Raw genomic sequence first — 20,547 nt, 5'->3', positions numbered from 1 at the left:
AGTGTCCAACGAGATTGCGCTGACTCCGCATCCGTTGCAGCGGGTCGGCGCGTACGCGCTTGCGGTCCTAGCCGGCGTGCCCGATCCGCAGCGGCTCAGCGATGACGGCTTGGACGACGCCTTGAAGAGAATGACCGACGATGCGGTCCGTGCCGCGCTGGGTGGGGACACGAAGGTGCCGGCGGGTTTCTGGCTGAAGTGCAGCCTGTCGTTGTTCCCGAACTCGCCGATGAACCATCCGAGTAACGGCAAGAAGTCCGTCGGGGCCATCAGGGATGCTGTCGAGCGGTGGCGGGCCAAACCGGAGGAGCAGGGCTGGCCTGGTGTGCCGTGCGTGCTGTGTGGGCGCGACGCGGTGCGTTTCTTCGGCAAGCTGGATGTGCCGCTGGCCGAGAGCGACGCCTACCGGAACAACACGCCTCGTGGTCATGACGGGATGGCGTTGTGCTGGCCGTGTGTGTCCAGTTTCCGGGCTTTGCCGTACGGGTGTCAGCTCACCGGCGGCCCGTCGATCGCGGTGCACAGTTGGGACGAGCGGTTCCTCGCGTACAGCGTGCGGCGGCAGGTGCGGGGCAACCAGACGCTGATCAACCTGGGACGGGAGCCGCGTCAACCGCCGTCGCGTGAGGTGCTGGCGTTGCAGCGGCTGCGTGGATACGGGCAGCGGCTCGACGCTGGCGTCGAGTTGATCGTTTTCAGCAACAACAACCGAGGGCAGACGCTGGAGGCGTACGCCCTGGACCAGCCGTTGGCCGAGTGGCTGCGCTCGACACTCACCGGCGGCCCGCATCAGGGCAGCTTCTGGCCGCTGTTGAAGGCGCATCGCAGCAGCTCCCAGGCGGGCATCGTCAACCTGGCCCGCAACGTTTTCCGCAATCCGCAGCGGGTGGTCAGCACGTGTGGCCGTTATCTGGCGTCGGCGGCGGTCACCGGCAACCTCCGGCCGGACACCGGCCGGCTCGCGACTCTCTGTTACTCGTACTCGACTGAGGTACTCGATATGGATGATAGTGCGCTGAAGGAAATCCAGGGGACGGCGGCACGCGTCGCCACCCTGTTGGCCGCGCAGGACAGCGCCGGCAAGATCAGGGCTTTCCACGCGGACTTCAAGCAGCCGACGAGGCTGCGGAGCTGGCTGCGCAAACAAGCAGTGTGGTGGATGCTCCAGCCACCGGACACCGCTGATTCAAGCACTCCGCTGGTCACCACCCGTGGCTACGAGCTGTTGTTCGACCCCGACCTGGACAGCAAGGCGTGGTTCCACCGTGAGGTGTTCCTGATCGCCGTACTGGAGGAGCTGCACCAGCGGCGGTGGCGTCCGTCGGATGCGGCGGAGGTGGCAGCCGAGCTGGCCGAGGCCGACGACGATCCGGACCCGGTTGACAGCGGCTTCATGAACGGCAGTGACGACGAGGACGAGGAGGGCCAGCGGTGACGTACCTGGTGGGCAAGGTGGCGCTCGGCGTGGTCGCTGGGGCGCCCAACAACGGCCAGGGCGAGGACAATGTCGCCAAGGCCAAGGCGATGCGGGTCGGTCGGGATGTCTTTCCGTACGTGTCCGCCCAGGCGTTCCGCCGCTGGCTGCGGGACTCGCTGCCGGCCGACGAACCCCGGTCGCCGGTGATCCGTTCTGGCAGCGGCAAGAAGCAGCAGGCGTACACGTCTGGTCGGCCGGACCGCTACCTCGACGACGACCTGTTCGGCTACATGGTGGCGGTGAAGAAGGAGGCCGGTGTGCCGTCCGGCACCTGCCAGCGGGACACCGTGCTGGCCACTGGCACCCTGGTCGCGGTGGCCCCACGGCAGCCGGTGTCCGACTTCGGCACGATGAGCCGTGGGTTCGCCGCCGGTGAGAACCCAGTCCTGCACGGGCACGAGTTCTACAGTGCCGAGTTGGCCGGTGACCTGCTGCTCGATGTTGCCAGGGTCGGCGTGTTCGAGACGGACGGGTCCGGGTTGAAGGTGGCGTTGACGGCGGCCGGTGCCAAGGAGGCGGAGGCCGGCGGCGCGGAGCGGACCGAGTTCCGGGACGCGCAGGCGCTGCGGTTGCCGTTGGACGAGCGGCGACGGCGGGTGGCGCTGGTGCTGCGTACTCTCGCGGCGGTGCGCGGCGGCGCCAAGCAGTCGTTGCACTACGGCGACCGGGCTCCGGCGCTGGTGTTGCTGGCTCCGGTGAAGGGTGGGGTCAACCCGTTCACTCGGGTGTTGGCGTCGCAGGACCGGCAGACGGTGTTCCAGGTCGGTGTGTTCCGCGAGGAGCTGGACGCCTGGGCGGACGAGCTGGACGGGCCGGTGCTGATCGGCTGGGCTCCGGGGTTCCTCGGCGAGCAGCGGGAACGGGTCCGTCGCGAGCTGGCCGACCTGATCGAGGCGAAGCGGGTCCTGCTCGACCATCCCCGCACCTTGCTGAACAAGCTTGCCGAGGGGTTCGTGGAGGGCAGCCATGACGCGTGGTTCGAGGACGCGAAGCGCTGATGCCGGGTGAACTGCGCGCACTGGAGGTGACGGTCACCGCGCCGGTGGTGTCGTTCCGTAATCCGCTGTACGCCGGGGTTCAGGTGGGTCTGCCGTGTCCGCCGCCGGCCACCGTCGGTGGGATGCTCGCCGCGGCGGCTGGCGGTTGGCATCGGGTCGATCCGGGGCTGCGGTTCGCCATGGCGTTTCGTTGCGGGGGCACCGGCGAGGATCTGGAGACGTACCACCCGCTGGATGCGTCCGGCCGCAAGGCGGATCCGACGCCCCGGCTGCGGGCGTTCCTGGCCGATGCGGCGTTGACGGTGTGGCTGGTCGACGATGTCGACGGCTGGTGGGGTCGGCTGCGGCGGCCGGTGTGGCCGCTGCGGCTGGGCCGCAGTCAGGATCTGGTGGGGCTGCGGATGCGTCGGGTCGCGCTGCGGTCCGGCGGCGGCCGGCAGGGCGCGGCCGTGGTGCCCGGATCAACGTCGGGGTACGGGCTGCGGCTTCGGCTGCCGACGGCGGTGTCGCTGGACCGGGCGCGGACCAGGTGGGACGACTACCGTTACGACGCTTCCGGTCGGGCCGGTGTGATCGACGCGGACTGGTCCGACCCGGGCGGTCAGGCGGTGGCGTTGCTGCCCGCGCCGCATCCGTCGCTGGCGTCGCGGTGACCGGGGCGGTTCGGGCGGAGGCCGCGTTGAGCCGGGCGTTGGCGAAGAGTGCCCAGCGTGGCCGTTCCGCCGAGTCGTTGACGGATCATCTGGCGGCGACGTTGACGGCGGCGGGGGAGCTGGCGGCGCGGGTGGGCCGGATCACAGTGGTGGAGGGGGCCGTCGGCAGGTCGTTCTGGCCGGCGGTGCGCTGGGCGGCGGTGAGTCACGACGCCGGGAAGGTCGCCGACGGCTTCCAGAAGATGATCACGGGACGGGCGCCGACGTGGGGGCAGCGGCACGAGGTCCTGTCGTTGGGTTTTCTGCCGCTGCTGATCGACGACGAGGCGCTTCGCCGGTGGGTGGCGTTCGGCGTTCTCACCCACCACCGTGCGTTGGTGCCGTCGGCGGACGGCACCGGCAAACTGTCGATCGGCCAGTTGTACGGGCACGGCGGTCTGCCGTTAGCGGACTTCCGTGCCCGGATCGGCGCGGTCGACCCGGCGATCGTCGCCGAGCTGCACCGCTGGCTGGCAGCAACGGCGGCGACCGCCGGCCTGCCGGTCGCCGCCGGCCCGTCAGCAGCCGCCGGGCCACAGTTGCCCGACCTGGACGTGGTCGCGGCGGCGCATACCCTGCTCGACGAGACACTGCGGTACTGGGAGGAGCAGGGCTGGGCCGGCGTCGACCACGATCTGACCGCGATCCTGCTGCAGGGTGCGGTGACGCTGGCCGACCATCTGTCGTCGGCGCATGGCACCCTGCACGGCGACCAGCCGATCGGGCCGGCGCTGGCGGCCCGGCTGGTCGGCGAATTCACCGCTGCCGGCCGTCAGCTGCACCGGCATCAGCGGCAGGCCGGGGACGTATCCGGGCATCTGTTGTTGCGGGCTCCGACCGGGACCGGCAAGACGGAGGCCAGCCTGTTGTGGGCTGCCGCCCAGGTCGCGGACCTGGCGCCGGCGGTCGGCGGGGTGCCGCGGGTGTTCTACACGTTGCCGTACCTGGCGTCGATCAACGCGATGGCCCGGCGGCTCGGTGCGCTGCTCGGCGACGACGACCTGATCGGGGTGTCGCATTCGCGGGCGGCCTCCTACCACCTGGCGGCGGCCATCTGCGCCGAGGACGAGCCCGCCGACGGCATCCGCGATGACGACGAGCGGCGGGTGGCTGCTGCCCGTAAGGCGGTGTCGCGGGCGGCGGCGACCCGGCTGTTCCGGGAGACGGTGCGGGTGTCGACGCCCTACCAGTTGCTGCGCGGGGCGTTGGCCGGCCCGGTCCACGCCGGCATCGTGCTCGACTCGGCCAACTCGGTGTTCATCCTGGACGAGCTGCACGCCTACGAACCGGTCCGGTTGGGCTACATCGTCGCGTCGGCGCAGCTGTGGGAGCGCCTCGGTGGTCGGGTCGCCGTGCTGTCGGCGACGTTGCCGACGGCGTTGGCCGAGTTGTTCGGCGCGGCGATGCGGGCACCGGTGCACCGGGTGTCGGCCGAGCCGGGCTGTGTGCCGCAGCGGCACCGGATCGGGGTCCGGAACCGTGCGTTGACCAGCCCGGACGCGGTCGACGAGATGCGGGACCGGCTGGCCGCCGGTGAGGCGGTGCTGGTGGTGGCGAACAACGTCGCCCAGGCCCAGCAGCTGTACGACGAGTTGTCGTCGGATGCCCGCCGCCGTCACGAGGGCGACGGAGGGGCCGACGCGGCGATCCTGCTGCATTCACGGTTCAGACGGGGCGACCGGTCCCGCATCGAACGGCGAATCATCAACCGGTACGGCACCCGCGCCGCTGCGGCCGTCGGGCGACGCCGGGGCGGGCTGGTCGTGGCTACCCAGGTCGTCGAGGTGTCGCTCGACGTGGATTTCGATGTGCTGTTCACCTCCGCCGCGCCGCTGGAGGCGCTGTTGCAACGCTTCGGCCGGGTCAACCGGCTGGGTGCCCGCCCGCCGGCCGATGTGATCGTGCATCCGGCGGCGTACGGGCCGCGTCGTGGGGACCGGTCCGGGCGCGACTACGCCGACGGTGTCTACCCGCGCGAGCCGGTCGAGGCGGGCTGGCGGATCCTGTGTGGCCACGACGGGCAGCCGGTCGACGAAGTCCAGGCCGGCGGCTGGCTGGACGAGGTGTACGCGACCGCGTGGGGTCAGGCGTGGCGGGCCGACGTCGAGCGGGAACGCCGGCGCTTCCACGACGAGTTTCTGTCGTTCGCCGAGCCGTACGCGGACCGGTCGCCGCTGGCGGACCGGTTCGACGAGCTGTTCGACGGCACCGAGGCGGTCCTGCAGGAGGACCTGGGCGACTACGAGTCCGCGTTGCAGCTGGCCGACCATAAAGCGGCGGGCCGGCTGCTCGCCGACGACTTCCTGATCCCGATGCCGGCGTACGCGGCGCGGCTGGCCCGGCTCGACCGCAAGCTCGGGGTCCGCATCGTTGACGGCGAATACGACGACGAGTACGGCCTGACAAAGGTCAACGCCGTCGAAGGCGAACGGTACCGGCTCGGTGAGGTGTTCTGATGCGACCCGAGGACATCGGCGGCGTACACATCAAGTATCTGCACCACTGCCGCCGGCAGCTCTGGCTCTATGCCCGCGGGGTGCGGCCGGAGCAGCTCAACGCGGCGGTGCAGCTAGGGGAGGCGGTGCACGACGTATCGTACCGACGCAACTCCCCAGTGGATCTCGGCGCGGCCGTGCTGGACTTCGTCGACGGCGAGCAGTGGGTGCACGAGGTGAAGTCGTCGTCGAGGTCGACGACCGCCGACGAGGCCCAGGTAGTGCACTACTGCTACCGGCTGCGGCAGGTCGGAGTGCCCGCGCGCGGCGCGGTGCTGCACTACCCCAAGACCAGGAAAACCAAGAAGATCGAGTACGGCGACGCCGAAACGGCCCGCGCCGAACGCGACATCGCCGACGCGCTCGCGGTGACCGCCGCCCCCGAATCCCCGCCCCGGCTGGCGCGCACCCGCTGCCGGGGTTGCAGCTTCGTCGACTACTGCTGGAGCGACTGATGCCCGCCGCCACCCGCACCTACTGGCTGACCACCCCGTGCCGGATCCGCCGACAGGACCAGTCGCTGGTGATCGAACGTGAGTCCGGTGACAAGGTGCACGTGCCAGTGACCGATGTGCGGGACATCGTCGCCGTGCAGCCGGTGGACATCAACACGGCGGTCGCGTCGCTACTCAACCGGCACCGGGTCAGCGTGCACCTTCTCGGCCACTACGGCGACTACGTCGGCTCGCTGCTGACCAGCGAGACCAGCGTCTCCGGGGAGACGGTGCTGGCCCAGGCCCGACTGGTCACCGACCCGGCAGCCAGCTTAAAAGTCGCTCAGGACCTGGTGGTGGCGACCGCGTTCAACGTCCGCCGGGTGATCGACCGCGATCTGCTGGCCGCACCGTACGCGACGCTGAAGGCATCGGCGGCGAAGGCGACCAGCGCCGCCCAGCTGATGGGCGCCGAAGGCACCTTCCGCCGCTCGGCGTGGGAGATGCTGGACACCCGGCTGCCCGACTGGCTGCAACTCGGCGGCCGGTCGCGACGGCCGCCGAGCAACGCCGGCAACGCGTTCATCAGCTACGTCAACGGCATCGTCTACGCCCGGGTGCTGACCGCCGTCCGGTTGACGCCACTGCACAGCGGGCTGGCATTCCTGCATTCGACAATGGAGCGGCAGCGGCATTCGCTCGTGCTGGACCTGGCCGAGGTGTTCAAGCCCTTGTTCGCCGAGCGGCTGCTGCTCCGCTTGGCCGGCCGCAACCAGCTCAAACCCGAACACTTCGACAGCGACGTCAACCAGGCGATGCTCAGCGAAACCGGCCGCCGCTTCGTCGTGCAGACCGTCCGTGACGAGCTGGGCACCACGGTGCAGCACCGCAGCCTCGGCCGGAAGGTCGCCTACGACGAGCTGCTCTACCTGGAGGCGCTGCGACTGGCCCGGCACTGCCTGGAAGGCGAGCCGTACAAGCCGTTCCGGATCTGGTGGTGACCCGGTGTACGTGATCGTCGTCTACGACACCGCCGCGAAGCGCAATCCGCTGATCCTGCGGACCTGCCGACAGTACCTGCACCACGTGCAGCGCAGCGTTTTCGAGGGCGACCTGAGCGAGGCGCAGCTGCGACGCTTCCGGGCCGCTGTCGAGAAGGTGATCGACGGCGGCTACGACAGCGTCCTCGTCTACACCTTCCCGCCCGGCACCAGCGGCCAACGACAGGAGTGGGGCCGTGCCCAGCCCGCACCGTCCGACATCCTCTAGATCAACATCCCGGATTTCAGCGACACGCCGGGGTCCGCTGCACAACCGGAGGTTCACTGCAAAACTCAGCCCGACACCGACCTCGACAGGCCCTCTGACCTGCGACTTAAGCTTCGGGTCCTCATCTGCCCTACGAGGGATTGCAACTAGATGTCGCGTGGGGTGATGGTGACCGGGCCGAGCGTCCTCATCTGCCCTACGAGGGATTGCAACATGCGGTCGATGGGGATGCGCAGCACCGCCGACACGTCCTCATCTGCCCTACGAGGGATTGCAACACCAGCTGGACCAGGTCGTCGCGGGCGCGTTCGAAGGCGGTCCTCATCTGCCCTACGAGGGATTGCAACAGTTGCGCAACGCCGGACTCCTCGCCCGCGCCGTCGTGTCCTCATCTGCCCTACGAGGGATTGCAACCTTGAGTGGGGTTACGTGGTGGTACCACTCACCGGCGTCCTCATCTGCCCTACGAGGGATTGCAACATCGCCCCGGACTGGCCGTCCAGGCTGGTGACGCCTGCGTCCTCATCTGCCCTACGAGGGATTGCAACGCGAAAACGTCCAGCCGCTCGGAGCCGGTCCGGACGTCCTCATCTGCCCTACGAGGGATTGCAACATGAGCCCGTCGCCCCACTGGCTGATCCAGGCGTGTCCTCATCTGCCCTACGAGGGATTGCAACTCGAAGCGCGCAAAGCCGAACTCGAAGCCGCACAGGTCCTCATCTGCCCTACGAGGGATTGCAACACTTTCAACCCCTTGAGGACTCAAGGGGGTTGAGCGAGTCCTCATCTGCCCTACGAGGGATTGCAACTGGTCAACGACAGCAAGGTCTTCTTTGCCGGGCCGGGTCCTCATCTGCCCTACGAGGGATTGCAACGCTGGATGTGGATCGCCAGCGAGATCGACAAGCAGTCCTCATCTGCCCTACGAGGGATTGCAACGCCCCGCCCCGTGGGACCCGCACCCCGACGCACCCACGTCCTCATCTGCCCTACGAGGGATTGCAACGTGACGCCGTCCTCGGACACGTACCCCTTGCCCGTGGTCCTCATCTGCCCTACGAGGGATTGCAACTTGAAGGTGACGACTTCGACGGTGTGGCCGAGGATGTCCTCATCTGCCCTACGAGGGATTGCAACCGAAAACGGTGTTGGCGGGGCCGTCCAGGCCGGCGGAGGTCCTCATCTGCCCTACGAGGGATTGCAACGTGGGGATCGCGCCGGCTTGAAACATCCAGCAGATGGTCCTCATCTGCCCTACGAGGGATTGCAACGGCAGCAGGCCGAGGGTCGACCGGATCTTGTTGTCGGCGTCCTCATCTGCCCTACGAGGGATTGCAACGGGTGGGCGCGTGCAGCATGGCGGTGGTCATCGGCCCTCGTCCTCATCTGCCCTACGAGGGATTGCAACTGCACGACGGCGGCCGCATCATCGTCGGCGGCACCGTGTCCTCATCTGCCCTACGAGGGATTGCAACACAATCTCACCGGCCTCGACTGTCATCGCGCCAACCTCGTCCTCATCTGCCCTACGAGGGATTGCAACAGCAGGCTGACCGGCAGGGTGGCGATCCGATCCGAGTCGGTCCTCATCTGCCCTACGAGGGATTGCAACTTGCGGTGGTGCGGGCCGGAGGCCTATCCCCGCTCCGGTCCTCATCTGCCCTACGAGGGATTGCAACACCTGGTCGTGCACGCCGTCCGATGTCAGCAACAGGTCCTCATCTGCCCTACGAGGGATTGCAACACCTCGGCAAGGCCCGCCTGGTGGTGCCGGCGGAGTGTCCTCATCTGCCCTACGAGGGATTGCAACACCAGGCGGTCACGGTCCCAGCGCAACTTGGCGACGGTCCTCATCTGCCCTACGAGGGATTGCAACACGCCGGCCCGCTCACAGCCACACGGCGAGTTGGCGAACGGGTCCTCATCTGCCCTACGAGGGATTGCAACGTGTGGGGTGCGCCGTTCTCTCGCAGGTATCGGGTGAGTCCTCATCTGCCCTACGAGGGATTGCAACAACTGCGGCAGCTCGGCGGCAACTCGACCCCATTCGAGTCCTCATCTGCCCTACGAGGGATTGCAACTCGTGGTCGGCGGCCGGCTCGTCGTCGACGGTGGCGGGGTCCTCATCTGCCCTACGAGGGATTGCAACATCCCACCCAGTACCCGTTCGATCTGCTGGTGGGTGGGGTCCTCATCTGCCCTACGAGGGATTGCAACCTGACGACGAGGATGTCGGACATGTTCCGGATCGGGTCCTCATCTGCCCTACGAGGGATTGCAACCCATGGACCCGCTCAGCCTCGCCGACGACGTTGCCGCCGCGTCCTCATCTGCCCTACGAGGGATTGCAACACCGGGTCGCGCACGCCCAGCGCAACGACCCCGCCGTCCTCATCTGCCCTACGAGGGATTGCAACATCGACGACGCGGTGGTGGGTGGCAGCTGATGGGCCTGGTCCTCATCTGCCCTACGAGGGATTGCAACTGTTCCTGCCAGTCCCGCAGCACGAACGGCTTGCGGTCCTCATCTGCCCTACGAGGGATTGCAACGCCTGGCCGATCCGCAGCACACCGCCACGCCGCAGGTCCTCATCTGCCCTACGAGGGATTGCAACCCGACGACCCGGCGGGTCTCCGCTACGCGGGGGATGTCCTCATCTGCCCTACGAGGGATTGCAACCTGCTGGCGGCCAGAACGCATCCAAGGACTACAGCGACGTCCTCATCTGCCCTACGAGGGATTGCAACACACGTCATGCATGACTAGGAGACTGCCACCCGGTCCTCATCTGCCCTACGAGGGATTGCAACGTGATGTAGCCGGACAGGTCGACTGGGTCACCAGGTCCTCATCTGCCCTACGAGGGATTGCAACACGCCGACGACGGCCGCCCACCGGACGACGATCTCCGGTCCTCATCTGCCCTACGAGGGATTGCAACATCTGGTGCAGCCCGCGAATCCGCAGGTCACAGCGAGTGTCCTCATCTGCCCTACGAGGGATTGCAACGCCAGCACGGCGCTCACCCGGCGGTGGTCCATGTCGGGTCCTCATCTGCCCTACGAGGGATTGCAACAACAGGCGCGGCACCACCCCGCCGAGCCGCATCCCCATGTCCTCATCTGCCCTACGAGGGATTGCAACGAGGGTCCGACTACTTCGGTCGCGCCTCCGGTGGGATGTCCTCATCTGCCCTACGAGGGATTGCAACGTTTCGGTGGGTTCGATGGCCGTCACGATCGGTCGGAGCGTCCTCATCTGCCCTACGAGGGATTGCAACTTCTTATGGTGTGCGCGGCCAGGCCGCCCTCACGGGTCCTCATCTGCCCTACGAGGGATTGCAACCCCGGTTCCAGGGCGGCGTCCGGGACGGCGGCGAAGTCCTCATCTGCCCTACGAGGGATTGCAACTGGGCGCCGCACGATCCTGACCTGGCCGGCAGGGCGCGACGTCCTCATCTGCCCTACGAGGGATTGCAACAGGTCGTACGTCGACACCGCGATGTCGGCCATCACCGGTCCTCATCTGCCCTACGAGGGATTGCAACATAAACTGGGCGATCACAGGGGGCTCCATCCCTGGGTCCTCATCTGCCCTACGAGGGATTGCAACCAGGCGAGCACCGTCCGAATGACGAGGCGGTCGATGTCCTCATCTGCCCTACGAGGGATTGCAACGGGTTGTGGCCGCTGGGCGACCGCTGGTGCGCGGCGGTCCTCATCTGCCCTACGAGGGATTGCAACCCCGGTTCCAGGGCGGCGTCCGGGACGGCGGCGAAGTCCTCATCTGCCCTACGAGGGATTGCAACCTCGAAGACCTCTAGCTCCGGCGTGCCGAACAAGTCCTCATCTGCCCTACGAGGGATTGCAACCCAAGTGGCCCGACGACGAGAGCAAACTCATCTACCGGTCCTCATCTGCCCTACGAGGGATTGCAACCTGCGCTGCCCGCAGTCCGCGCAGATCATGCCCGGGTCCTCATCTGCCCTACGAGGGATTGCAACACCAGGATGCGGCCGTCGAGGGTGTTGTGGATGTCGCCGGTCCTCATCTGCCCTACGAGGGATTGCAACCCGAAAATCCGCACTTCGGCAGCCACGTTGCCGAGTCCTCATCTGCCCTACGAGGGATTGCAACTCGATCGTGTGCTGGATCTGCTCAATCCAGCAGTCCGGTCCTCATCTGCCCTACGAGGGATTGCAACCACGAGACGTGCTGGAGATCGAGCCGCTGCCGTGGCGTCCTCATCTGCCCTACGAGGGATTGCAACATGTGGTTGTCTCCGACGTGTCGACCGTGTCCGACGTGGTCCTCATCTGCCCTACGAGGGATTGCAACGTGTGAATGAATCTCGTACACCTGCGCTGACCTGGTCCTCATCTGCCCTACGAGGGATTGCAACACGACCACGAGCGCGAGACCCCCGACCTGATCGACGGGTCCTCATCTGCCCTACGAGGGATTGCAACAGGCCAGCAGTCCCCGTGAGGCGTCGATGGGCGCCAAGTCCTCATCTGCCCTACGAGGGATTGCAACATGGTGAGCCAGTCGCGTAGGTCGGGGCCTTGGCGGACGGTCCTCATCTGCCCTACGAGGGATTGCAACACCACGGCCGCACCTCCCGGCGAGTGCAGCGAGATGTCCTCATCTGCCCTACGAGGGATTGCAACACCAACCAGCCGGCGCTGGGCGACTGCCACGACAAGTCCTCATCTGCCCTACGAGGGATTGCAACGACCAGCCCGGTCGGGCCAGCCACTCTGTGAGCTCGTGTCCTCATCTGCCCTACGAGGGATTGCAACCCGCACTGCAGGTACAAGCCGACCCCGTTGTCCTGCAGGTCCTCATCTGCCCTACGAGGGATTGCAACATGCGCAGCGACCGGCCGCCCCGCCGGTTCGCCGCCGCGTCCTCATCTGCCCTACGAGGGATTGCAACTTCTTATGGTGTTGCTGCCGCCTTCACGGATGCGGTCCTCATCTGTCCTACGAGGGATTGCAACATGAACGCCTGGAACGAGCTGATGCTGTCGGAGATCAGTCCTCATCTGCCCTACGAGGGATTGCAACATCTCAACCCGGTTGTACGGAGGGCCGGTGTCCGGGTCCTCATCTGCCCTACGAGGGATTGCAACGCGTGACGTCATCGTGGTCCAGCTCCTGTGTGCTGGGTCCTCATCTGCTGTCAACGTTCCGGCAATCTGAACCCTGCATGAGTCTGGGAATTTTGACCCATGGTTGGTTAGTCGCGGCTGGTGCGGTTTTCCTTGGCGAGGAGCTCACGGCGTTGGCGGGTGCGGTAGGAGTCGCCGGTGAGGGTGAGGACCTCGGCGTGGTGGACGAGGCGGTCGATCATCGCGGCGGCCACGACGTCGTCGGAGAACGTCTCGCCCCAGCGGCCGAAGGGCAGGTTCGAGGTGACCATGACCGAGCCGACCTCGTAGCGTGAGGCGATCAGCTGGAAGAACAGGTTCGCGGCGTCCTGGTCGAACGGGATGTACCCGACCTCGTCGATGATGATCAGCCGGTAGCGGCGGATCTTCTTCAGCTCGGCTTCCAGACGGTTCTGTTGGTGGGCGGCGCCGATGCGGGCGATCCAGTTGCTGGCGGTGTCGAACAGGACCGAGTAGCCGGCCTGGCAGGCTTTGACGCCGAGTCCGATCGCCAGGTGCGTCTTACCGAGTCCGGGTGGACCCAACAGGATCACGTTCTCCGCCTTGGGAACGAACGTGCTGGTGGCCAGGTGGGCCAGGACGTCGCGGCGGAGCGACGGCAGGTGATCGAGGTTGAAGTCCTCCAGAGTTTTGACCTGCGGGAAATGGGCGGTGCGGACCCGCATCGTGGTCCCTTTGGACTCCCGGTCGGCGACCTGACGCTGCAGCAGGGCGGCCAGGTACTCCTCGTGGGACCAGTTCTGGTCACGGGCCTGTTCGGCCAGTTCCTCCCAGACAGCGCCGATGGTGGGCGTCTTCAACACCCTGGTCAGGTAGGAGATCATCGACGGCATCCCGTCCCTGGGTGTGCTGGTCCGCGGTGGCGTGGTGGTGGTCACTGGTGGCTCGCTTTCGTCGTTGGGTTGGTGAAGTCGACGCCGAACAGGGCGTCGTAGTCCGGTAGTGCCCGCAGCGCGACGGTGTGACCGTCGCTGTGGTGGCGCACGGACACCTGGCGGCGGTGGCGTTCCTCGGTGAAGGCCTGACGCAGGCGTTGCGCGGTGTCCTTGTGGACCGGGTCGGTGACGAGGCCGTGTCTGGCCCAGGACCGGTCGTGGTGGGCGACGATCTGGCCATCGCAGGACACCGTCACGGTGTCCAGTGAGGCGTTCACGTCGACGAGACGGCCGATCGAGCGCGGGTCGACGGAGTAGTCGACGGTGTCGACGCGGATGTAGTAGTCACGTCCGAGCCGGACGCGGTTGGTCAGCCCGGTCGGGGGTTGCACCGGCGGCAGCGGGATCATCGACAGGTAGTCGGTGGCCAGCAGGTCCACCGGCCGGGCCTGGACCGAGCGGACGGTGCGGGCGTTGGCCCCGGCCAGCCAGTCGTCGAGCTGGGTGTTGAAATCGGCGGGTGAGGTGAACAGCCGGCCGGGCATGAACGAGGTCTCCAGGAATCCGTTGGTGCGTTCGACCATGCCTTTGAACTCCGGATCGCGGCGGGGAGCCAGCCGGATGCGCGTGGCCAGGGTTCCGGCGAACGCCGCCGCCGGCGCCGAGACCCGTCCGGTCCCGCCGATCGCGGATTCCCGGTCCCACACCAGGGTTTTCGGCACCCGCCGCAGCTGCGAGATCAGCCGCCACATCCCGGACAGGATGTCGCCGGCCTGCCGGGACGGGATCATCACGGCGGTCATGAACCGGGAGAACCCCAGGGTGATGACCAGCACCGGTAGCTTCGTGCGTGACTGGCCCGCCGCGACCGGGATCGCGGTGTCGGGAAACCACAGGTCGCAGTGGGCGATCTCGCCCGGCTCGTAGACCGTCCGGTCGACCGGGTCCACACCGACGTACTCCGGCCGGATCACCGCCAGCCGTCTGCGTAACGGCGGCATCGAGTAGGGCCAGCTGATCCGCTCGGCGATCACCGGCCCGGGCATCCGTGGCCACTCGGTCAGCAACGCCCTGATCCGTGGCTCGTAGGGGTCGACGACCGAGCCTCGTGGCTCACGTTCGTACTTCGGCGGCCGGTCGCTGGCCAACGCCGCCCGGACCGTGTTGCGGGCCACTCCCAGCCGGCGGGCGATCTCCCTGATGGGTACGCCCTCCGCACGATGCAACCGGCGTATTTCAGCCCAGTCCTCCACTTTCAGCACCCTCCTCACATACAGCAGGATGGGTCAGTTTTCGGAGACTCCTGGTGGGTCAGTTTTCAGGAAGCGGCGACATCTGCCCTACGAGGGATTGCAACCCCGAGGGCCTGGATCGTCACGCCCTCCTCCGTACCGAGTCCTCATCTGCCCTACGAGGGATTGCAACAAGAACATGACGACCGGAGCATCGTCAGCGACCACCACGTCCTCATCTGCCCTACGAGGGATTGCAACCTGACGTCAAGGTCCGCCAGGGCCGCGACCCGGTGCCGTCCTCATCTGCCCTACGAGGGATTGCAACGATTGGTGGCCCCTGCCGGTGGTGCGGCGGGGGCCGCTGTCCTCATCTGCCCTACGAGGGATTGCAACGGGTTGTGGCCGGACGGCGACCGGCGGTGCGCCGCGTGTCCTCATCTGCCCTACGAGGGATTGCAACAGGTCGGCCAGCTCGGCGGCGAAGGCGGAGGTGCGGGTCCTCATCTGCCCTACGAGGGATTGCAACAAGTCAAAGGCGACGACCACGCCTTCCTCACCGAGTCCTCATCTGCCCTACGAGGGATTGCAACTGAAATGTCAACGGTCTTCCTGACCTGGCTCTGGCACGGTCTCGGTGATCGCGGACGGTCGATTAATCGGCGAGTAGGACGGGTCGGCGGAGCAGGTCGGGGTTGGCCCGGCGTACATCTGTCTTTTGAGTGTTTTGATGCGGTTCACGGAGCCTTCGACGGCACCGGAGTTCCAGCTCGTGGTCAGGCCGGCTCTGACCGTGTCCCAGTCCGGGCGCAGGCCTTTGGCGAACGATCGGATCTCCGCGATGGTGCTGTGCTCGGCCTGTTCGAGCCAGGTCGTGAGGCGGTCGCCGCCCCGGGTCCGGACCAGGTCGGTGAACCCGCGGGCCAGGTCTCGGATGGCCGCCAGGTCCGGGCACAGACCACACAACCGCTCGAGTTCTGCCCGGTGTTCGTCGGTGAGTTTGTCGATCGGGCGCATGATCCAGCCGGTGATGTCGCGGGTGGGTGGCGGCGCTGGTGGTACCGGCGTCGGCGTGTCGCGGCCCCGGACGCCGAAGTGTCCGAGGTCGGCGTGTGGAAACGCACACCTGTCCTTCGACCGGACGGCACCACGACGGGCCACATGGTCGTCTAAACAGCCTCGTTCGCCAGCTTATCGACCCGACGTTGGTCCAGGATCCGACGCTGTTCGCGCTCGCGGCAACAGACCCCATCTACTCCATCCCGGTGTCCGTCGCGCTGCCGACAGATCCTGACGAGGTGCTACGGGCACGTCCCCGGCGTGGCGTTGGACGAACGGCTCCACGCCTCGTGGCTGCTGTTACCGGAGTGGACCGAGGCGATGAACTCGGTCCTGGCCGGGGCGGAAGGCACCGCAGCGACGCTCGGCGGGCTGGCGCTGGCGACAGACGCGCTCGTCGCGCTACGCAACCTCGGACAGGAACGGGACCTGACCCAGCTTCTACACCTCTATCCCCAGCTCGGGGCGCTGCTCTCCGGTCGGCGGCAGCTTCCGCCGCTGCCGGCGCAGGTGCCACCCGAACTGCTGCACGGCTGATCACAAACGATGACCACGGGGCCAGTCCTGCCACCGCACCAGGTGGGGCGCTGGTCGGTGAGCAGAAACTCGCGGCGGCAGGGACCTGCTGGGGCGATCGTCGGAGGAAAGTGATCACCGCTCGCTACGTTCCTCTAACGGCAAGTTGACATTGACGGATACCGGCGACAGTGGCAGCCTGCCCCCGCACACCAAACCGGGCGACACGGCCGCGCCTCCAGCACCGCGAACCCGGCCGGGGGAGAGCGGCATCTCGACCACGGAAGCACGTCCCACTGTCTGGACTTTCGGCCCGACGCGGGTACCCATGATCAAAACCCATCGGGACAGGACGGGTCACCCCTGGACTGGCCGGGACGTGAGGGATGCTCGTCGCACGAGCACCCACCGAGCACCCAACCGACCACAAGGGACGGAAAAGCGAAAGGGCCTGACTGCCGTTTCGGCAGGTCAGACCCCTGATGATCTCGCGCGCCCGAAGGGACTCGAACCCCTAACCTTCTGATCCGTAGTCAGATGCTCTATCCGTTGAGCTACGGGCGCAGGTGCCTGGCAAGCATACACGCCTCGCCGAAGCGCGGAGACTCCGGGATTCGAACCCGGGAGGGGCTTTAAGACCCCAACCGCATTAGCAGTGCGGCGCCATAGACCAGACTAGGCGAAGTCTCCCCGGCGGCCGCTCCAGACCACCGCCGGTCGAGGATACAGGGCTCGCCGCGCCCGGGGCAAAGCACCTCCCCGGGCCGCAGCCGACGTCAGTGCGGCGCGACCGGCGTCGGCGCGGCCCGGTCGGGAACGGGCAGACGGCCGGGACGCACGACGACCAGGAGCACGATCAGCGCGGCCAGCACGCCTCCGGTGATCACCGTCGCCATCGCGATGCTGCCGGTGCCGAGCAGCCCGACGATCGGCGCGGCGAGCGCGCCGACACCGAACTGCACCGCCCCGAGCATCGCGGACGCGGTCCCGGCAGCTTCCCCGTGGCCGGCCAGGGCCAGCGCGGGAGCGTTCGGCAGCGCGAACCCGGCTGCGGCGAGCACGGCCCACAGCGGGATCAGGACGCCAGGTAGCCCGCCGACGTTCGTTGCCGCGAAGCCGAGCAGGATCAGCCCGCAGATCAGCCCGGCGATCAGTGAGGTCCGCAGGATCTGCTGCGGTGAGTAGCGGCGGAGCAGCCGTACGTTGAGCTGGGTGGCGGTGATCATGCCGACCGCCCCGGCCCCGAACGCGATACCGAACTGTTGCTCGTCGAGCCCGTACTGGTCCTGCAGGACGAACGACGAGCCCGCGACGTACGCGAACAGCGACGCCATCGAGAACCCGGCGACGAGCACCAGGCCGACGAAGATCCGGTCCCGGAACAGGCTTCTGTACACCCGGAGGGTGTCCAGCACCCGGGCCGGACGGCGGCGGTGCGGCGGCAGCGTCTCGGGCAGCCCAAGGGCGGTCACCGCGATCAGGGCGAGCCCCAGTACCGCGAGCGCGGCGAATACCCCTCGCCAGTGCGTCCAGTTGAGCAGCGCGCTGCCGAGGGTCGGCGCGAGAACCGGTGCGACGCCCATGACCAGCAGCAGCCGGGACAGTACGCGGGCGAAGGCGATCCCGCTGAACATGTCCCGGACGACCGCCATCGCGATCACCGCCGCGGCGGCGGCTCCGAAGCCCTGGACGATTCGCAGCGTGCCGAGCACGGCGATGTTCGGTGCCACGGCGCACAGGACCGAGGCGAGCACGTGCAGACCGGTGCCGACCAGCAGCGGCCGGCGGCGACCCCACACGTCCGACAACGGCCCGATGATCAACTGGCCGATGGCCAGCCCGGCGAGTGTGCCGGTCAGCGTCAACTGGACGCCGGCTGCGGTGGTCTGCAGGTCGTCGCTGATTGCCGGTAGTGCCGGCAGGTACATGTCGATGGTCAACGGGCCGACCGCGATGAGCGTGCCGAGCACCAGGATCAGCCGGATCCGCTGCCATGAGCTGAGCGACTCACCGGGAGTCGGCTCCACGACGGGGACTGTTGCGGACCCGCCGGGCCGTTGGGCGAGCGCTGTCATGGTTCCTCTTCCGCGATGGCGCGTCGTCTGCGCGCGGTAGGGCACGGGTCGTCGCGACCCGACTGGTACGCCAGTGCTGCCGCTGTGCAGGCGCGCAGCCAATCTCACAAGCTAGCCGTCGCGCCTGCCATTCCCGTTACGGCGAACGGTGTGGCGCGTCACAGCGGCGCGGACAGTGCACTCGTCGGCCCGGATGTCGGCCACTGCACGTGTGGAGGGCCGACGTCGGCGGTGCCCGCGGCGGGGGCCGGCCCACCGGCCCGCCCAGGCCCGCCCAGGCCCGCTCAGGTCCACCGGCCCGTCCAGGCCAACCCGGGGGTGGTCAGCGTCCACCCGATCACCGTACTGACTATGACAGACGACAATGCATATTGCGTGCGTCATATCTTCGTACGGCAGGTCGCTCCGTAGGACGCTATCAGAAATAATCGGTCCGTAGTCTTGTCGTGGAAACCGTCGAAGCCTAATCTCTGGCATCACCGATGCGCGACTCGCGTCGCCGGTGCGGCGCCTGCCCGGCGTCGCCGGACAGCAGGTGTCCACCGACGGAACCCCGTCGTGGGACACCGGCCCGACCGGCCCGGAATCCCCCGGGGCAACCCCTTCGGTTAAGGAGCCAGCCTTGCGTATCCGACTCACCCTGGCCATCGCCGCGACCGCGCTGGTCGGCGCGTTCGTGGCCCCGTCCGCCGCGGCTGCGGCACCGCAGCAGATCATCGGCGGCGGCACGGTTTCCTCGGCACCGTGGGCGGCCGCCGTCTTCCAGAACGGCTCGTTCGCCTGTTCCGGCTCGATCATCGCCTCACGGTGGGTGCTGACCGCGCGGCACTGTCTCGGCGGGTCGATGTCGGTGCGAGTGGGCAGCGTCTACCGCTCCTCGGGCGGCGCGACCAGCACGGTCAGCGCCACGTACGGCCGGTACGACCTCGGCCTGCTCTACCTGAGCTCGGCGGTCTCCACCAGCTACGTCACGTTGGCGTCCAGCAACCCACCGGTCGGCTCGACGAACACCATCTACGGCTGGGGTCGGACCTGCAGCAACTGTGACGCCTCGGCGCAGCTGAAGGTCGCCTCGGTGCGTACCACAACGAACGGCGCGTCCGACGCGTACGGCGGCCCGGCGATCCGCAGCACCGGGGTGAACGGCGTGGCCTGGCGGGGCGACTCCGGCGGTCCGCAGTTCTACAACGGGCAGCAGGTGGGTGTCTGCTCGACCGGCAACGGGTCGACGTACCAGAACTACGCCTCGGTGGCGTCTAGCCGGAGCTGGATCCGCTCGGTGACCGGGGTCTGAGTCTGTGACGACCGGAGTGGCCGACATCGGTCGTTCGGTACGCGGGGGGCCGGTGGGCGTCCCGCGTACCACCTGATCCGCCGGTTCGGCGGCCGCTGCCCACAGCGGCTGCCGAACCGGCACCGGCCGCCACACCTGTACCGGCTCGTTCCGGCCGGTGATCGACATCGGTGGTTGTTGGTGGAATCTGAGCCTCGTGCCGGCGGCGCGGTAGGTTTCCGCGGTCACGGCGACATCGCCCGGGGCAGCATGTGCCTGCAGCCGAGCGGCTACGTTGATCAAGTCGCCGGTGAGGAATCCGACTCCGCCGTCGACTGCACCCGCGGTGTCGATGGCCGCCGCTCCGGTGGCCACTCCGACCCGGATCCGTACCCGCGCGCTGTCGGGAAAGTCGGTACGGCGGACCGCGTCGGCGAGTTCGAGAGCTGCCCGCACCGCCGGGTACGCGCCGCCATCGCCATGATCATCGTCGTTGCCGGCGATGCCGAAGACCGCCATCACCGCGTCTCCGATGTACTTCTCCACCACTCCGTCCCACCGTCGAATCACCGTCCGCACCGCGTGGAAGTAGCGCAGCTGTACGTCGCGGACCTCCTCCGGAGTAAGCCGACTGGACAGGGCGGTGAAGCCGACCATGTCGACGAAGAGCACGCTGACCGTGCGGCGGCGGGTCCGGGCGGCTGGAACGGACCAGCCAGACGGCGGTTTCCGTCGCGCTCCGCAGTTGGCACAGTAACGGTGGGTCGACCTTACGGATGTACGGCAGATCGGGCCGGCTGCGTGGGTCGGGCCGGTGGGGCGGCGGTAGTTGCGGCGGAGCGTCCTCATGATCGCCTCCTGCGCGGTGGTGGTGGTGCTTCAGTCCGCTCCCGGGTGGACCTGATCCGGTCCGTGTGGACCGACGTACGGGACGGATGGCTGAAACGGTCGCAGCCCAGCGCAGCCCTAGGATCTGTAG

The 20,547-nt window shown here is 67.6% G+C and carries 13 protein-coding genes, 2 tRNA genes, 1 pseudogene and 2 CRISPR repeat arrays; of the genes and pseudogenes, 9 read left to right on the top strand and 7 right to left on the bottom strand.

From position 1 onward, the window contains the following. Position 1: 1 nt before the first annotated feature. The 7 genes from ACN27J_RS17970 to cas2 are packed head-to-tail and all read left to right on the top strand — an operon-like array spanning position 2 to position 7,365. Entirely contained in the window at positions 2–1,435 is a 1,434-nt protein-coding gene (locus tag ACN27J_RS17970) for a hypothetical protein (protein ID WP_421367589.1), read from the top strand. Further along, positions 1,432–2,475 (top strand): type I-B CRISPR-associated protein Cas7/Cst2/DevR, encoded by a 1,044-nt coding sequence (gene cas7i, locus ACN27J_RS17965; protein WP_421367587.1) that lies wholly within the window; start codon positions 1,432–1,434, stop codon positions 2,473–2,475. Before ACN27J_RS17970 ends, cas7i begins: the two co-directional genes overlap by 4 nt. After that, complete coding sequence (gene cas5, locus ACN27J_RS17960) at positions 2,475–3,128, top strand: CRISPR-associated protein Cas5 (protein ID WP_421367584.1); 654 nt, start codon at positions 2,475–2,477, stop codon at positions 3,126–3,128. Before cas7i ends, cas5 begins: the two co-directional genes overlap by 1 nt. Continuing rightward, complete coding sequence (gene cas3, locus ACN27J_RS17955; RefSeq protein WP_421367581.1) at positions 3,125–5,623, top strand: CRISPR-associated helicase Cas3'; 2,499 nt, start codon at positions 3,125–3,127, stop codon at positions 5,621–5,623. The genes cas5 and cas3 overlap by 4 nt, the downstream gene beginning before the upstream one ends. After that, on the top strand, positions 5,623–6,117 hold the full coding sequence (locus ACN27J_RS17950) for a CRISPR-associated protein Cas4 (protein WP_421367578.1): 495 nt from the start codon (positions 5,623–5,625) through the stop codon (positions 6,115–6,117). Before cas3 ends, ACN27J_RS17950 begins: the two co-directional genes overlap by 1 nt. After that, complete coding sequence (gene cas1b / locus ACN27J_RS17945) at positions 6,117–7,097, top strand: type I-B CRISPR-associated endonuclease Cas1b (RefSeq protein ID WP_421367576.1); 981 nt, start codon at positions 6,117–6,119, stop codon at positions 7,095–7,097. The genes ACN27J_RS17950 and cas1b overlap by 1 nt, the downstream gene beginning before the upstream one ends. A 4-nt stretch (positions 7,098–7,101) precedes the next feature. Beyond that, a complete protein-coding gene (cas2, locus tag ACN27J_RS17940) occupies positions 7,102–7,365 on the top strand; it encodes a CRISPR-associated endonuclease Cas2 (protein ID WP_421367573.1) in 264 nt (87 codons plus the stop codon). Positions 7,366–7,482: 117 nt separating this feature from the next. Beyond that, positions 7,483–12,499: a CRISPR direct-repeat array (repeat unit 30 nt; unit sequence GTCCTCATCTGCCCTACGAGGGATTGCAAC). 107 nt (positions 12,500–12,606) lie between these two features. On the opposite strand, the gene istB is transcribed toward cas2, so the two are convergent. The 3 genes from istB to ACN27J_RS17925 form a co-directional block, all read right to left on the bottom strand. Continuing rightward, positions 12,607–13,371: an IS21-like element helper ATPase IstB gene (gene istB, locus ACN27J_RS17935; protein ID WP_278174674.1), complete on the bottom strand. Its 765-nt coding sequence runs from the start codon at positions 13,369–13,371 to the stop codon at positions 12,607–12,609. 41 nt (positions 13,372–13,412) lie between these two features. Beyond that, positions 13,413–14,675 carry an IS21 family transposase gene (gene istA, locus ACN27J_RS17930; RefSeq protein WP_421372328.1) on the bottom strand — a complete coding sequence of 421 codons (1,263 nt, stop codon included), beginning with the start codon at positions 14,673–14,675 and terminating at the stop codon, positions 13,413–13,415. A gap of 65 nt (positions 14,676–14,740) precedes the next feature. Beyond that, positions 14,741–15,238: direct repeats of the CRISPR family, unit length 30 nt; unit sequence GTCCTCATCTGCCCTACGAGGGATTGCAAC. 7 nt (positions 15,239–15,245) lie between these two features. Next, positions 15,246–15,662 (bottom strand): ISL3 family transposase, encoded by a 417-nt coding sequence (locus tag ACN27J_RS17925; RefSeq protein WP_421367570.1) that lies wholly within the window; start codon positions 15,660–15,662, stop codon positions 15,246–15,248. 303 nt (positions 15,663–15,965) lie between these two features. Between ACN27J_RS17925 and ACN27J_RS17920 the strand changes: the two genes are divergently transcribed. Further along, the gene (locus tag ACN27J_RS17920) at positions 15,966–16,241 is read left to right on the top strand and encodes a hypothetical protein (RefSeq protein ID WP_421367568.1); all 276 of its coding nucleotides are present in this window, start codon (positions 15,966–15,968) and stop codon (positions 16,239–16,241) included. A 470-nt stretch (positions 16,242–16,711) separates the two neighbouring features. On the opposite strand, the gene ACN27J_RS17915 is transcribed toward ACN27J_RS17920, so the two are convergent. The 3 genes from ACN27J_RS17915 to ACN27J_RS17905 all read right to left on the bottom strand — a co-directional run bounded on the left by ACN27J_RS17915 (position 16,712) and on the right by ACN27J_RS17905 (position 18,295). Further along, a tRNA-Arg gene (locus ACN27J_RS17915) sits at positions 16,712–16,784 on the bottom strand. A gap of 35 nt (positions 16,785–16,819) precedes the next feature. Then, positions 16,820–16,910: transfer RNA gene (locus ACN27J_RS17910), tRNA-Ser, on the bottom strand. An 86-nt stretch (positions 16,911–16,996) separates the two neighbouring features. Continuing rightward, a complete protein-coding gene (locus tag ACN27J_RS17905) occupies positions 16,997–18,295 on the bottom strand; it encodes a multidrug effflux MFS transporter (protein WP_421367566.1) in 1,299 nt (432 codons plus the stop codon). 622 nt (positions 18,296–18,917) lie between these two features. On the opposite strand from ACN27J_RS17905, the gene ACN27J_RS17900 reads away from it, so the two are divergent. Then, positions 18,918–19,589, top strand: coding sequence for a S1 family peptidase (locus tag ACN27J_RS17900; RefSeq protein ID WP_278172193.1), 672 nt, complete (start codon positions 18,918–18,920; stop codon positions 19,587–19,589). Positions 19,590–19,739: 150 nt separating this feature from the next. On the opposite strand, the pseudogene ACN27J_RS17895 reads toward ACN27J_RS17900, so the two are convergent. Continuing rightward, positions 19,740–20,417: pseudogene (locus tag ACN27J_RS17895) on the bottom strand (adenylate/guanylate cyclase domain-containing protein); the annotation flags it as partial. Positions 20,418–20,547 lie beyond the last annotated feature (130 nt).

This window comes from Solwaraspora sp. WMMB762 (assembly GCF_049179115.1).
GTDB lineage: Bacteria > Actinomycetota > Actinomycetes > Mycobacteriales > Micromonosporaceae > Micromonospora_E.
This window is presented reverse-complemented; position numbering and strand designations above follow the sequence as displayed.